General features: G+C 56.3%; 5 protein-coding genes, 3 tRNA genes and 5 pseudogenes. 9 read left to right on the top strand and 4 right to left on the bottom strand.

Annotated features, from left to right (window positions below):
- Positions 1 to 37: 37 nt before the first annotated feature.
- From mscM to rsgA, 3 genes are all read right to left on the bottom strand, one after another.
- A complete protein-coding gene (gene mscM, locus JNO11_RS16890; RefSeq protein ID WP_010256086.1) occupies positions 38 to 3,367 on the bottom strand; it encodes a miniconductance mechanosensitive channel MscM in 3,330 nt (1,109 codons plus the stop codon).
- A 14-nt stretch (positions 3,368 to 3,381) separates the two neighbouring features.
- Complete coding sequence (gene asd / locus JNO11_RS16885) at positions 3,382 to 4,281, bottom strand: archaetidylserine decarboxylase (protein ID WP_010256089.1); 900 nt, start codon at positions 4,279 to 4,281, stop codon at positions 3,382 to 3,384.
- 171 nt (positions 4,282 to 4,452) lie between these two features.
- Positions 4,453 to 5,502 (bottom strand): small ribosomal subunit biogenesis GTPase RsgA, encoded by a 1,050-nt coding sequence (gene rsgA, locus JNO11_RS16880; RefSeq protein ID WP_010256092.1) that lies wholly within the window; start codon positions 5,500 to 5,502, stop codon positions 4,453 to 4,455.
- A 101-nt stretch (positions 5,503 to 5,603) separates the two neighbouring features.
- Here rsgA and orn point away from each other — a divergent pair.
- From orn to JNO11_RS16860, 4 genes and pseudogenes are all read left to right on the top strand, one after another.
- Positions 5,604 to 6,153, top strand: a pseudogene (orn, locus tag JNO11_RS16875) (oligoribonuclease).
- Positions 6,154 to 6,307: 154 nt separating this feature from the next.
- Positions 6,308 to 6,383, top strand: a tRNA-Gly gene (locus JNO11_RS16870).
- 28 nt (positions 6,384 to 6,411) lie between these two features.
- Positions 6,412 to 6,487 (top strand) — tRNA-Gly (locus JNO11_RS16865).
- Positions 6,488 to 6,511: 24 nt separating this feature from the next.
- Positions 6,512 to 6,587 (top strand) — tRNA-Gly (locus JNO11_RS16860).
- Between the two features lie 350 nt (positions 6,588 to 6,937).
- Here JNO11_RS16860 and queG read toward each other — a convergent pair.
- Positions 6,938 to 8,077 carry a tRNA epoxyqueuosine(34) reductase QueG gene (gene queG, locus JNO11_RS16855; RefSeq protein WP_325177519.1) on the bottom strand — a complete coding sequence of 380 codons (1,140 nt, stop codon included), beginning with the start codon at positions 8,075 to 8,077 and terminating at the stop codon, positions 6,938 to 6,940.
- Here queG and nnr point away from each other — a divergent pair.
- From nnr to miaA, 5 genes and pseudogenes are all read left to right on the top strand, one after another.
- A pseudogene (gene nnr, locus JNO11_RS16850) lies at positions 8,076 to 9,598 on the top strand (bifunctional ADP-dependent NAD(P)H-hydrate dehydratase/NAD(P)H-hydrate epimerase). The gene queG and the pseudogene nnr sit on opposite strands and share 2 nt — an antisense overlap.
- Positions 9,595 to 10,072: pseudogene (gene tsaE / locus JNO11_RS16845) on the top strand (tRNA (adenosine(37)-N6)-threonylcarbamoyltransferase complex ATPase subunit type 1 TsaE). The pseudogenes nnr and tsaE overlap by 4 nt, the downstream one beginning before the upstream one ends.
- The gene (gene amiB / locus JNO11_RS16840; protein ID WP_010256106.1) at positions 10,069 to 11,739 is read left to right on the top strand and encodes an N-acetylmuramoyl-L-alanine amidase AmiB; all 1,671 of its coding nucleotides are present in this window, start codon (positions 10,069 to 10,071) and stop codon (positions 11,737 to 11,739) included. The pseudogene tsaE and the gene amiB overlap by 4 nt, the downstream one beginning before the upstream one ends.
- A 46-nt stretch (positions 11,740 to 11,785) precedes the next feature.
- Positions 11,786 to 13,653 (top strand): annotated as a pseudogene (gene mutL, locus JNO11_RS16835) (DNA mismatch repair endonuclease MutL).
- A pseudogene (gene miaA, locus JNO11_RS16830) lies at positions 13,646 to 14,597 on the top strand (tRNA (adenosine(37)-N6)-dimethylallyltransferase MiaA). Before mutL ends, miaA begins: the two co-directional pseudogenes overlap by 8 nt.
- The last annotated feature ends 102 nt before the right edge of the window (positions 14,598 to 14,699 follow it).

Here is a 14,699-nt window from a genome sequence, read left to right as displayed (position 1 = left end):
ACTTGCAATAACGCCCGGCTCAGCCGGGCGTTTTGCATTACAGTCCGCCAGACTTATAGGCGCGGGCAGCGGGTGTGCCGTTGCTGGCAGGCAGCTTCTTACCCAGGGTTTCCATACGCATCTGGAACGGCGGGAACGGCATCTCAATACCGTGCTGATCAAATCCGCTCAGAATCAACTGATGCAGTTCGTGACGCAGCGGCATACGGTGTCCCATCTCAGCAGCATGCACACGAAGTTCAAATAACTGAATCCCCTGCTGCAGATCGACCAGGAAGGCTTCCGGTTGCGGCGTGTCCAGGACATAGCTGCAGCGCTCAGCCGCCTGGATCAGAATGGTGGTCACCTGTTCACTGCTGACTTTCGCCGGAGCCGGAATGGTGAGCACCACGCGCGTCACGGAATCGGACAGCGACCAGTTAATAAACTGCTCGGTGATAAAGGCCTTGTTCGGCACGATGATCTCTTTGCGGTCCCAGTCGGTTATGGTGGTCGCGCGGGTATTAATTCGCGTGATACTGCCGGTCAGGTCGCGGATTGTCACGGTATCGCCGATACGAATCGGCTTTTCGAACAGGATAATCAGACCTGAGATAAAGTTGGCAAAAATCTCCTGCAAACCAAACCCCAGTCCCACACCCAGCGCGGCAACCAGCCACTGCAGCTTCGACCACTCAATACCAATCATTGAGAAACCAATCAGCCCGCCAATCAACAGCAGCAGATATTTGGTCAGTGTGGTGATGGCGTAACCCGTACCTGGCGTCAGATTAAGATGCTGCAACAGCGCCAGCTCAAGCAGCGCGGGCATATTGCGCACCAGCTGGGTGGTGATAATAAACACCAGAATGGCGATCAGCACTGACCCCAGGGTGATGGGCTGAATCGACTCTACGCCCTGCACTGAGGTACTGACGTCCCACAGCTGAATATTCTCCAGGAAGCCAAAGGCCGAATGGATTTCTGACCACAGCACAATCACAGAGACCAGGGCGATAAGCATCAGGATAGAGCGTACCAGCCGCAGCGACTGCGCACTGATCGCATCCAGGTCAATTACCGGCTCTTCAATTTCAATCGCATCAGTGTTCAGAGAGCCTTGCTCCTTCTCCTCTTCACTGCGCGCACGGTTAGCCAGCATATCGGCACGGCGCTGACGGGCGCGATCAAAGCCAAGACGGCGACGCTGAATAAGCATCCAGCGCCGGATAATGTGATAGATAACCAGCAGCAGGAACCAGATGGCGACAGAGGTTTCCAGTCGCGCCAGCAGCGCCTGCGCGGTAGCCAGATAACCCACAGCGGAGGCGAGAGCCGCCATCAGCGGCATAGCGATCATCAGGTTCCACAGCATCCGGTTCACCATGTTCTCGCCATTTCCCTCTTTATCGAGATAGAGCGGAATCCCGGAACGCTTCAGGCTCACGGTGACAATGCTGATTGCCCCGCAGATCAGGATGAAACAGAGACGGCCCAGCGACGAGGAGAACTGCCGATCTTCCAGATTACCAAAGGCGATCAGCAACATAATCAGCGGCACAATTAATCCGATGCTCAGCGAGTAGTAGCGCATGGCGCGCGCCACCCGGTTTTGCGGCCAGCGGAAATGCACAATGAACAGGCCGTTAGGACGGGCAAAGGCAGCGCTGATCATAAACGCCCACAGTAGCGGCAGCGTGGCGGTAATGCCATCACCTATCGCTACGGCGATAGGGTAGGGCCAGGCGTTCTGCAGGCCATAACCCAGCGCACCCCATAACACCGGCAGCGGCAGCGCCACCAGGATCGACCAGAACAGGGTACGGATAGTCAGGCGGAAACGATCCTGCGTGACCTTGCCGACTTTGCTGGCGGAACGGTCAAGGAAAGCATTGAAGTGGCGGCGCGAACTGATGCTGAAGCCGACCAGCAGCAACGCACCAATAATCGGCAGCACCGAGTTGCGGCTGGTAAACATCATCGCCATCGCTTTGCCGAGCTGACCCAGCGTATCCAGCGACAGCAGACGGGAAAGATCTTTGGCCAGATCCAGCGGATAACTCAAACCAATCGGGTTAACGTCGGCGGTCCAGAACAGATAGCGGTGCGTCGCCTCTTTGACTTCTGTCAGCGCATCCTGCAACTGCGTGTTGCCAACCTTGAGCTTGGTGATCTCCAGAATCAGCGTGTCACAGCCGGAAATCAGCGAATTGAGCAGTTCCCTCTGAGTGCGTAGCTGCGCATCAAGAATACGCTTCTGGTCTGCGGTGAAGGGCTGACCATCGGCCTGCCGTCCCTTGCGCAGCGCCTCCTGGCGCTCCAGCAGATCTTCATAATTGAGACGCTGCACGCGAAGCTGTGCCATCTCATTATCAATCTGCTGCGACTTGGGCATCTCCGGCAGACGCGCGACCTGCGCCCGTAGCGCTTCGCCCAGCAGATTAGAGGCACCCAGCCACTGCGACTGTTCACGCAGGGTAGAGAGCGCCTGACGGACCTGAATAATCTGGTTGGTGGCCAGTCGCTGCTGCGACGCCACCAGATCCATGCGCTGCGCCTGCTGATTCAGGGCAACCGAGAGTTCGCGGTTAACCCGAAACTGATCGCTGATCTCTGGCGGAAGATCGCCACTGTTTTCTGCCAGTTGCTCGGTGCGGGCCAGCGCGACTTCGGCTTCACGTTGCCGCTGATCGTTGAGCTGGTTGCGCAGCGCCTGAAGATAGTTATCGAGCTGAGTCGCTTTGCGCTGGTGGGCTTCAGCCCGCATCCGCGCCAGTTCCTGACGGTTGTTGGCAGAGAGCTGTGCCAGCTCAAGTTCATCGACCAGCGCTTTATTCGCGGCGCTTTCCGCCTGGCGAGCCGCCAGCTGCAGCTGCCCCTGTGGCGAACTGCTGCTGACGCTCTGCAAACGGCGTTCACTCTCCGTCATCGCCCGGCGTGCTTCCGTCTGCTGCTGCGGCAGTTGCGACAGCGAATCACTGATTTCCCGCGCCCGATCCTGCTCCTGCCGTGCCTGACGCCCCTCTTCCAGCAGCTGGCTGCTGACCTGCAGGATCTCCTGATCCAGCTCGGCGCTGCTCATGTTGTTGCGCACGGTTTTCCCGCTGTCACTCAGCGCGGCGATCTGCTGACGCAGTTCGCGCGCCAGACGCGGAAAATCATCAATAACCTGCTGATATTGCGCCGCGCGCTCCAGCGATTCATCGCGTTCAGAGAGAAAGTTTAAGGCGGCTTCAATCGTCTGGATCTGTTCAGCCTGAGAGGGTGAACTTTTGGCCGATTTTATCTCTTCCAGCTGCTGTTTGAGCTGGCTGGCATCAGGAAGGCTGGCCGCGAAGGCCGGGCTGCTGAGCCACAGGCTCAGCAGCAGGAGGAGAATCGAACGCACAGAGGACACTCAATTTAATCGACGATGACGTCGGAAATGTCTGTCGCGACCGGCAGCGCAATCGCCAGCGGTTGACCCAGACGGGTTTTGCTTTCTGCTTCCAGGCTTTCAGCCAGTTTGACGCGGCCAGGTGCGAACAGATTGATGACGGTAGAGCCAAGCTTGAAGCGGCCCATTTCCTGGCCTTTCAACAGCACCACGGCGCTTTCATCATCCGCTGCCGGATAGTGCCAGCGCTTGATCACGCCTTCACGCGGTGGCGTGATGGTGCCAGCCCAGACGGTTTCGATGCTGCCGACAATGGTGGCACCCACCAGGATCTGCACCATCGGCCCGATATCGGTTTCGAAGTAGCAGATGACGCGCTCGTTACGGGCGAACAGGTTGGGAATATTACGCGCGGTCAGCGGGTTGACGGAGTAGAGGTCGCCAGGCACATAAATCATCTCACGCAGGATGCCGTTGCACGGCATATGGACGCGGTGATAATCACGGGGCGCCAGATAGGTGGTGACGAACTCGCCATCAACAAATTGGGCTGCCATCCGCTCATCACCTGCCAGCAGGGCGTCAATGGTGTAGTGATGACCTTTAGCCTGGAAAATCTGATCGCCATCAATGTGGCCGAGCTGGCTGATAGCGCCATCCGCGGGCAGGGCGATGAGATTGGCATCGGCATCCACCGGACGCGCATCGTCTTTCAGCGGACGAACGAAAAAGTCATTAAAGGTGCGATAGCTGGCGGTATCGGGCTTACGCGCTTCCGCCATGTCGACTTTGTAAAACCAGACAAAGATGTCAATGACCAGTTTGGTCAACCAACCACCGCGGCGACTGGCGCCCCAACCGGCAAGTTCAGTCAGCCATTTCTTCGGGAGAATATGATTCAAGCCGAGTTTTAAACGATCAAACACCTTAGCCTCCTGGCTATTTTATGACGTTGTAAAAAAGGGGGCGGATTGTAGCAGCGCCCCGTTCAGATGGCGACTATACCCGAATTCCGGCACGCTGCACGGTCTGGACGCGCGACTGGAATGCACCTCGCAAAATGCCCCGGCTTATCCGTTCAGACGCGGTTATACCGATTAACTTTCACCATCAGGGAAATTTTTACGCGTTTTTACCTGCGCCATGCTCTCCAGGATACGGTGGTAGTTATCAAAACGGGACCTGTTGATTTTGCCCTGTTCGACCGCTTCGCGAATGGCACAGCCGGGATCGCTGCCGTGTTTACAATCGCGGAATTTGCAATCGCCAAGGAATGCGCGGAATTCGACAAATCCGCGGGTAATTTGTTCCGGCTCAAGATGCCATAAACCGAACTCACGCACGCCGGGTGAATCGATCACATCGCCGCCGTCCGGGAAGTGATAAAGGCGCGATGCGGTGGTGGTGTGCTGGCCTAAGCCTGAGCCATCCGAAACCTCGTTAGTCAGAATAGCGACCTGCTCTTCTTTGTCGAAGCCGAGCAGGGCATTCAGCAGACTCGATTTGCCGACGCCAGACTGACCGGCAAAGATACTGATGCGGTCAGTCAGCGCCGCTTTCAGGTCGTCCATGCCGTTTTTCGCCCGGCTGGAAACCATCACCACGCGATAGCCAATATTGCGATAGATATCCATCTGCTTATCGACAAAGGCGCGCGCCTTGTCATCCAGCAGATCGGTTTTGTTCAGTACCAGCAACGGTTCAATATCCAGCGTTTCGCTGGCAACCAGATAGCGGTCGATGATGTTTAACGACAGTTCAGGCAGGATTGCGGAGACGACGATGATCTGGTCGATATTCGCCGCCATCGGCTTCACGCCGTCGTAAAAATCGGGGCGGGTTAATACGCTGGTGCGCTCATGCACCGCTTCAACAATACCTTTGTTGCCGCTGGTTGCCGGACGCCACAGCACCCGGTCACCGGTGACCAGCGAACGAATGGTTCGGCGGATATTGCAGCGGTGGGCGACGCCTGCGCTATCCTCAACATCAGCGTGCATGCCAAAACGGCTGACAACGACCCCATCTGCAGCTTCACCAAACAGGTTGTCATCCGCTTCCGGACGCTCTCTGCGTTGGTTGAGACGGCGATCGTGGTTAGCGCTTACGCGGCGTTGTTGGCCCTTCGACAGTTTATTTTTACTCACTCACCCTCACAGCGTTAGCCAGATTTCGCCCGGCTGGGCAAAACGTCTATGATACACCTTATTCATCGTAAATGACGACTACAGCAACCGCAGGAAACAGCATGGCTACTGGAAATGAACAGAATCTGATCTGGATTGATCTTGAGATGACCGGACTTGATCCGACGCACGATCGCATTATTGAAATTGCGACCCTGGTGACTGATGCCAACCTGAACATTCTGGCGGAAGGGCCGGTCATGGCCGTTCATCAGTCCGATGCGCAGCTGGCGCTGATGGATGAGTGGAATGTCCGCACTCATACCAACAGCGGTCTGGTTGCGCGGGTGAAGGAGAGTCAGATTGACGATCGCGCAGCAGAGCTGGCGACCATTGAGTTCCTGAAACAGTGGGTTCCGGCGAACACCTCGCCTATCTGCGGCAACAGCATCGGGCAGGATCGTCGTTTCCTGTTTAAGTATATGCCTGAGCTGGAAGCGTACTTCCACTATCGTTATCTGGATGTCAGTACCCTGAAAGAGCTGGCTCGTCGCTGGAAACCCGATATCCTTCCTGGCTTCAAAAAAAAGGGGGACGCACCAGGCTCTGGATGATATCCGTGAGTCCGTGGCGGAGCTGGCGTACTACCGCGAACACTTTTTGCAGCTTTAATCGGCGACGGGTGCGCATGAAATCACCAGGTTGCTGATTTAATCAGCAAACGCGCTGAAAGCGAAAATTTTTGCTTTCAGACGCTTGCAGCAGCAACGATTTCTCGTATAATGCGCACCCCGTACCGGTGAAGAATTTATTAACGGTACAAGGCGCGGGAATAGCTCAGTTGGTAGAGCACGACCTTGCCAAGGTCGGGGTCGCGAGTTCGAGTCTCGTTTCCCGCTCCAGTTTTAAAATGTAAGCAGTACCCTCTTTGCGGGAATAGCTCAGTTGGTAGAGCACGACCTTGCCAAGGTCGGGGTCGCGAGTTCGAGTCTCGTTTCCCGCTCCAGTTTTTTTAGTAGTGCCCTTCTATGCGGGAATAGCTCAGTTGGTAGAGCACGACCTTGCCAAGGTCGGGGTCGCGAGTTCGAGTCTCGTTTCCCGCTCCAGATTTAACATCACCCTCATTTCAGTCCGTTAGCCGACTGTTTTACGTCGCGTGATTTTGATTGTTTCATGAAGGTTATCCACAGCACTGCACCCCATCATCTGCGCCTGTTACGGCGATCTGTAAATGGCTTTTGAACAGAGTTATCCACAACTTTGCAGGTTAACCGAAGCGATAGCCTCATTATTAAATAAACACAACTTTTATATAAGTTGTTGATATTTATCATTATGAAAATATTTCAATTTGTTATTTAACAGCAAAATCAGCGTTGTTGCAGTTGAATGACAACAGCTTTTTATTTTTATTCACAGCATGTGGAAAACGATAATTCGCGATCAAGCTGTTCAATCACGCATCACGCGGTAAACCCTTCTCTACTGCACGAACCAGGCGCTTCTGCTGGGCAGGTTGCACTTCAACCACGAGTTGCTCGCGTTTCTGCTGCTGCTGCGTGATTGCCCACAGAATATGTTCATCCAGCAGGTCACTTTCACCGAGTCGTTGTTCCAGTACCTGAACGATTTCGGGCGACCAGGGCGCGTTACCCAGCGCCACTGCAATATTACGCAGCCAGCGTAAATGACCAATGCGGCGAATCGCTGAGCCTTCAGTGATGCGTAAAAACTTCGCTTCATCCCATTGAAACAGATCGATCAGCTCAGGGGCGTGTAGCGCCGCTCGCGGTGAAAAATCGCTTTCGTCACTGAGTTGTCCATAGCGATTCCACGGACAGATCAGCTGGCAGTCATCACAGCCATATATCCGGTTGCCCATCAGCGGGCGAAATTCTTCCGGGATCGCGCCTTCCAGCTCAATGGTGAGATAGGAAATACAGCGCCTGGCATCCACGACGTAGGGCTCAACGATCGCGCTGGTAGGGCAGATGGTCATGCAGGCGACACAGCGGCCACACTGCTCCTGCTGCGGTGTATCTATCGGCAGCGGAATATCGATCAGCAGTTCGCCGAGGAAAAACCATGAGCCTGCTTCCCGATTCAGTATCAGCGAATGTTTGCCGGTCCAGCCGAGTCCCGCTTTGGCTGCCTGCGGCCGCTCAAGCAGCGGGGCCGAATCCACAAACGGGCGAAAATTAAGCTCGCCACAATGCTGCTGGATCATTTCTCCGAGCTTTTTCAGTCGATTGCGCAATACTTTGTGGTAATCACGACCTAATGCATAACGGCTGACATAGCCCAGCTGGGGATTTTTCAACGTGCTGGCAAAGGCGGCTTTGGCCGGAAGGTAGTTCATGCGAACGCTGATAACGCGCAGCGTGCCGGGCAGCAGTTCATGAGGACGCGCCCGCATCATGCCGTGTCGCGCCATCCACTCCATCTCGCCATGATACTGCTTATCCAGCCACGCCTGCAGGCGCGGCTCTTCCGCACTGAGATCGGTATCGGTGATGCCGACCTGCTGAAAGCCGAGATCCAATCCCCACTGTTTAATCTGTTGTGCGAATTGATGAAGATCGAGAGGGTATGACATGAGTAACCAGGATTCGAAGAAAAACAGCCGCAGTTTACCATATTCTGTCTGGCCTGCGCAGGCTGTGGCCCAGCTTGAGCAACAGGGGGGCCGATGCGCTCGGCATTACGCTGTATGAGCTGATGCTGCGTGCCGGACAGGCCGCTTACGAGCATCTGACTGCGCACTGGCCAGAGGCCAGCCACTGGCTGATTCTGTGTGGTCACGGCAATAACGGTGGCGATGGTTATGTGCTGGCGCGACTGGGACAGGCGGCGGGCAAAACCGTTACGCTGCTGGCGTGCGCAAGTAAAAAAAGCGTTGCCTGAAGAGGCGCAGCGTGCACGTGACGCGTGGCTGGATGCGGGCGGTGAAATTCATGCGGCCGATGCGGTCTGGCCAGAGCAGATCGATATGATTGTGGATGCGCTGCTGGGAACCGGCAGTCATCGTGCGCCCGAAGAACCCTATGCCACGCTGATCCAGCAGGCGAACGCCCATGCGGCGCCGAAACTTGCCATTGATATGCCTTCCGGCTTATCAGCCCGCAATGGCACCGCGCCCGGTGAGGTAATTAATGCCAGCCATACGCTGAGTGTGGTCGCTCTTAAACCGGGCCAGATCACTGGCAAAGCGCGAGATTACATTGGAGAGCTTTACTATGCCGATCTCGGCCTGGCCGCTTTTCTGGCGGGCGAAGGGGCTCCCATCGCGCGTTATGATGCCAGCGCATTAACCCGCTGGCTCAAGCCGCGCAAACCAACCTCGCACAAGGGCAGTCATGGCCGGCTGCTGGTAGTGGGGGGCGATGCCGGTACCGCTGGCGCGGTACGGATGACGGCCGAAGCGGCGTTGCGCAGCGGTAGTGGGTTGGTGCGAGTACTTACTCACAAAGATAATATTATTCCGATCCTGACCGCCCGGCCCGAAATTATGGTCGATGAACTGACCGATGAGCGCCTGACGGAGGCGCTGGAGTGGGCCGATGTCATTGCGATAGGGCCCGGTCTGGGTCAGCGCGACTGGGGAAAGCGTGCGCTGAAGCAGGTCGCGAGCAGTGAAAAGCCGATGCTTTGGGACGCGGATGCACTTAACCTGCTGGCAATCAGTGCGGAGAAACGTCAGAATCGCATTATTACGCCGCATCCTGGAGAAGCGGCGCGTTTGCTGAATACCGAGACCAGTGAAATTGAGAGTGACCGCTTACATGCAGCGCAGACATTGGCGCAGCGTTATGGTGGTGTAGTGGTACTGAAAGGTGCCGGTACGCTGATTGCCAGCGAGCAAGGTGAAATGGCCTTTGCTGACGTGGGCAATGCCGGTATGGCCTCCGGCGGTATGGGCGATCTCCTGAGTGGAATCATCGCCTCGCTGGTGGGCCAGAAACTGACGCTGTTTGATGCGGCCTGCGCCGGCTGCGTTGCACATGGTGCCGCGGCCGATGCGGTCGCTGCGGAACGTGGTACGCGCGGTATGCTGGCAACTGATTTACTGGATCTGCTGTGGCAGTTTGTTAATCCTGAGATGAATAAAGAAGCATGAAGACCTGTGTTATCTCTTTGCCCGATGAGGCGGCTACGCTCAGTTTGGGCGCTCAGCTGGCGCGCGCCTGTGGCAGCGCGGCAGTGATTTATCTCTATGGCGATCTGGGGGGCGGGTAAAACCACCTTCAGCCGCGGCTTTCTGCAGGCGCTGGGCCATCAGGGCAACGTCAAAAGCCCTACTTACACGCTGGTTGAGCCTTACACGCTGGACGACCGCACACTTTATCATTTCGACCTCTATCGTCTTGCCGATCCTGAAGAGCTTGAATTCATGGGCATCCGCGACTATTTCAGCGGCGATGCTATCTGCCTGGTTGAATGGCCGCAGCAGGGCGCCGGTTTTCTGCCGCCGCCCGATCTCACGCTAACGCTGCGTTACGTGGGTGAGGCGCGTGAAGCGGAACTGACGGCACAATCCTCGTCGGGCCAGCAATGGCTTGAACAATTTGGTCAGGGCAGGGATCAGGCATGATGTCACGGATGAAAATAGCGCTGGTGACACTGTTGCTGCTGGTCTGTACACCCCTGTTTGCCGCCACCCTGTCGGATATCAAAGTCGCTAATGGCGACAGCCAGGCAACCATCACCCTGAACTTTGCCGGACAGCCTGTCTATGGCTTCTTCCCGCTGCGCAATCCTGACCGTGTGGTGCTTGATGTGCGCCAGAGCGGCGTGGTTCAGGGGCTGCCGTTAAATTTCAGCGGCGAAAACATCGTAAAGCGAATTCGCACCAGCACCCCGAAAGATAAACAGAGCGTGCGGCTGGTGTTTGAGCTGACGCAGGCGGGTAAAACCCGGGCGGTCACCCAGCGCAATGGCAACAGCTACAGCGTGGTCTTCACCATTACCGGTAAGCCACCTGCTGTTACGCGCAGTGTGCCTGCGCCGGTAACGGCCCCGACACGCGTGCCCACCCAGAGTGCCGCAGCGGCTAACCCCTTTAATTCGAATCCGGTGACGTCCGTGACCAGCACAGCCAGCACCGTGAGTCCTGGCCGGGCCGTCAGCCAGAATGATACCGTGATTGTGGCGATTGATGCCGGACATGGCGGTCAGGATCCCGGCGCTATCGGGCAGCGCGGACTGAAAGAGAAGAACGTCACGATCGCAATTGCACGTAAACTGCGGGTGTTGCTGAATAACGATCCGATGTTCAAAGGCGTCCTGACGCGTGATGGCGACTATTTTATCTCGGTTATGGGCCGCTCCGACGTGGCGCGTAAAGCCAACGCCAACGTGCTGGTTTCAATTCATGCTGACGCCGCGCCGAGCCATGCGGCGACCGGTGCATCGGTCTGGGTATTATCAAACCGCCGGGCCAATAACGAGATGGCTAACTGGCTGGAGCAGAAAGAGAAACAGTCTGAGCTGCTGGGCGGCGCAGGTGACCTGCTGGCTAACAGTCAGGCCGACCCCTACCTCAGCCAGGCGGTACTTGACCTGCAATTCGGTCACTCGCAGCGGGTCGGTTATGACATCGCCCAGAAAGTGTTGCAGCAGATGCGCAGCGTGACATCGCTGCATAAACGTCTGCCTGAGCATGCCAGTCTTGGCGTGCTGCGTTCACCCGATATTCCTTCTTTGCTGGTGGAAACCGGCTTTATCAGTAATTCCTCGGAGGAGCGACTGCTTGGCAGTAGCGCACACCAGGATAAGATTGCGCAGTCGATCTATAAAGGTCTGCGCACTTATTTCCTGGCGCACCCGCTGCAATCCATCCCAAAGGAGGAAAACCGGCCGCTGGGCTCGTCGCCAGCGGTTAACGTCGCCAGCAACCCGGCGACCGGGGTGACGCAATATACCGGCGTAACTCAGCGCCATACGGTAACGCGCGGTGAGACACTTTCCGGGATTGCCGCGAAGTATGGCGTCAGCATGGCGACCCTGCGTGAGATGAACACCCTGAAGCGGGATGTGGTATGGGTCGGACAGCGGTTGAAAGTGCCGGCCAGTGCGGCCGCCAGCCGCACCACGCGCGCCACGCCACGCGGCGTTGTGCGTCATAAAGTGGTCGTGGGTGATTCACTGACCGGCATTGCCGCACATTATGGCGTCAGCCCGAAAGCGATAATGCAGACCAATAATCTGAAATCGACCAACGTCATGTTGGGGCAGAACCTGAAAATCCCTGCATCCTGATTGTTTGCCCGGCCGCTGCGCCGGGCGGCCAGCTAAAAGGAAAACCATGCCGATACAAATTTTACCGCCCCAACTGGCAAACCAGATTGCGGCGGGTGAAGTGGTTGAACGTCCTGCATCGGTTGTAAAAGAGCTGGTGGAGAACAGCCTGGATGCTGGTGCAACGCGCATTGACGTTGATATTGAAAAGGGGGGCGCAAAGCTTATCCGCATCCGTGACAACGGCTGCGGCATCGTGAAAAGCGAGCTGTCGATGGCACTGGCCCGACACGCCACCAGTAAAATCGCCTCACTGGATGACCTGGAAGCGATTATGAGCCTGGGTTTTCGCGGTGAAGCGCTCGCCAGTATCAGTTCTGTCTCCCGCCTGACCTTAACCTCACGTACCGCCGATCAAACCGAAGCCTGGCAGGCCTATGCGGAAGGGCGTGATATGACGGTAACGGTTAAACCGGCTGCGCATCCCTGTGGGACTACGCTCGAAGTGCTGGATCTGTTTTATAACACCCCGGCACGCCGCAAATTTATGCGCACAGAGAAAACCGAGTTCGGTCATATCGACGAAGTGATCCGTCGTATTGCACTGGCGCGTTTTGATGTCGCGCTTTCACTGAGCCACAACGGCAAAATGATGCGTCAGTATCGGGCCGTCAGCGAGGAGAGCCAGCGCGAACGGCGACTGGCAGCTATCTGCGGCACCACGTTTATTCAGCATGCGCTGCGAATTGACTGGCAGCATGATGATCTCTCGCTGCGCGGCTGGGTCGCCGATCCCGCCGGTTCGCGCCAGGTCACCGAGTTACAATATTGCTACGTCAATGGCCGGATGATGCGCGACAAGCTGATTAATCACGCTATTCGCCAGGCTTTCCAGACCCAGCTCCAGGATGACCAGCAGCCCGCTTACGTGCTCTATCTGGAGATCGATCCGCATCAGGTGGATGTCAACGTTCACCCGGCCAAGCATGAAGTGCGTTTTCATCAGTCACGCCTGGTGCATGATTTTATTTATCAGGGCGTGGTCAGCGCGTTACAGGCGATAGCGTCACCCATTTTGCCTGCGCTGCAGGCAGAAGAAGCCGCACCGCGCTGGCAGCCGGAAAACCGTCAGGCGGCGGGGGGGGAATCATTTTGCGCAGCCTGCAGCGCCCGCCAGCGAGAATCAATCTTCAGCCTCCACGCGGCAAACACCGCCCGCAGCGGCGCCGGCCTGGCAAAACAAAGAGAACGTGTATCGTCAGCGTGAAGGCGCGGTTTATCAGCAGCTGCTGAAAACGCCTGTCAGCGCCACGCCGCCGCCAAAAAAACCGTGAACCGGCACCGCGTCCGGCCGAAAAACCCTCGCCGCTGGCCGCGCATGCCCAGAGCTTTGGCCGGGTACTGACCGTGTTGCAAAACCACTATGCGCTGCTGGAGCAGGATCAGAAGTTAATGCTGATGGCGCTGCCGGTCGCGGCGCGCTGGCTGAAACAGGCGCAGCTTGAACCGGGTGAGGAAGGGCTTAAACCGCAACCCCTGCTGATTCCGGTGCGGCTCAAAATCGCCCTGGATGAACGGCAGGCCGCAAAAGAAAAGAGCAGCCTGCTCAATCAGATGGGTATTGATCTTCAGCCGGAAGGTGACCACGTGACCTTACGCGCGGTGCCTTTACCGTTACGAACACAAAATTTACAAATCTTGATTCCTGAGCTGTTAGGCTATCTCGCCCGGCAGCAGGAGATCTCTGCGACGCAACTGGCCCAGTGGCTGGCGCGGCGTCAGGATACAGAGTCCTCCGACTGGAATCACTCACAGGCGATCAACCTGCTGGCAGAGCTTGAACGGCTTTGCCCACAGCTGCTGAAATCGCCGCCTTCAGGCTTATTACAGCCCATAGAGATTGAGAGCGCGATCAACGCGTTGAAGCATGAGTGAATTAAACCAGGCTGGCCGGCCAAAGGCTATTTTTTTGATGGGACCCACGGCTTCTGGCAAGACTGCTTTAGCAATTGAATTGCGTAAGCGGTTACCAGTGGAACTAATCAGCGTAGACTCTGCCTTAATCTATCGTCAGATGGATATTGGTACGGCGAAACCGTCGGCTGAGGAGTTAGCAGTGGCACCCCATCGTCTGCTCGACATTCGCGATCCCGCTGAAGCCTATTCGGCAGCGGAGTTCCGGCGGGATGCTTTAGCAGAAATGGCGGATATCGTTGAAGCCGGACGAATACCGTTGCTTGTTGGTGGAACCATGCTCTACTTCAAGGCGTTACTTGAAGGATTGTCGCCGTTGCCCTCGGCCGATCCCGACGTTCGTCAGCGGATAGAGCAAACGGCGCGTGAAAAAGGCTGGGAAGCTTTACACCGCCAGCTGTGTGAAATCGACCCGGTTGCCGGCAGTCGTATTCATCCGAATGATCCGCAGAGACTTTCGCGAGCACTGGAAGTTTTTTTTATTTCGGGTAAAACTTTAACGGAACTGACAAAAACATCCGGTGAAGCGTTACCCTACGACGTGCAACAGTTTGCCATCGCCCCCCGCGAGCCGTGAATTGCTGCACCAGCGCATCGCGTTGCGTTTTGAGCAGATGTTGGCGTCAGGATTTGAAGCGGAGTCTCGGGCCCTTTTTGCACGAGGTGATTTGCATACGGACATGCCTTCCATTCGTTGTGTTGGCTATCGTCAGATGTGGTCTTATTTATCGGGCGAAATCGATTACAGCGAGATGGTTTATCGGGGAATTTGCGCAACCCGGCAGCTTGCTAAGCGACAGATGACCTGGTTACGCGGTTGGGAAAATATTCACTGGCTTGACAGTGACGAGCCCCGGCTGGCGCGTGATACAGTGTTACAGGTTCTTAGTGCGAAGCATGGGTGATTGTGTACAATTGATGGGTTATCGTGCGCAAATTTTTACGCAGTTTTTTTCAGAACCATAGGTTCTACTTGCAACAAACAACAAGCATATAAGGAAAAGATA

It is taken from the genome of Pantoea sp. 1B4 (assembly GCF_016925765.1).
GTDB classification, from domain to species: domain Bacteria; phylum Pseudomonadota; class Gammaproteobacteria; order Enterobacterales; family Enterobacteriaceae; genus Pantoea; species Pantoea agglomerans.
This window is presented reverse-complemented; position numbering and strand designations above follow the sequence as displayed.

What these genes read in the sequence shown, in the direction of transcription:
- queG (WP_325177519.1), bottom strand. Translation starts at nt 8,077, where the DNA reads ATGTCATACCCTCTCGATCTTCATCAATTCGCACAACAGATTAAACAG.
- amiB (WP_010256106.1), top strand. Translation starts at nt 10,069, where the DNA reads ATGATGTCACGGATGAAAATAGCGCTGGTGACACTGTTGCTGCTGGTC.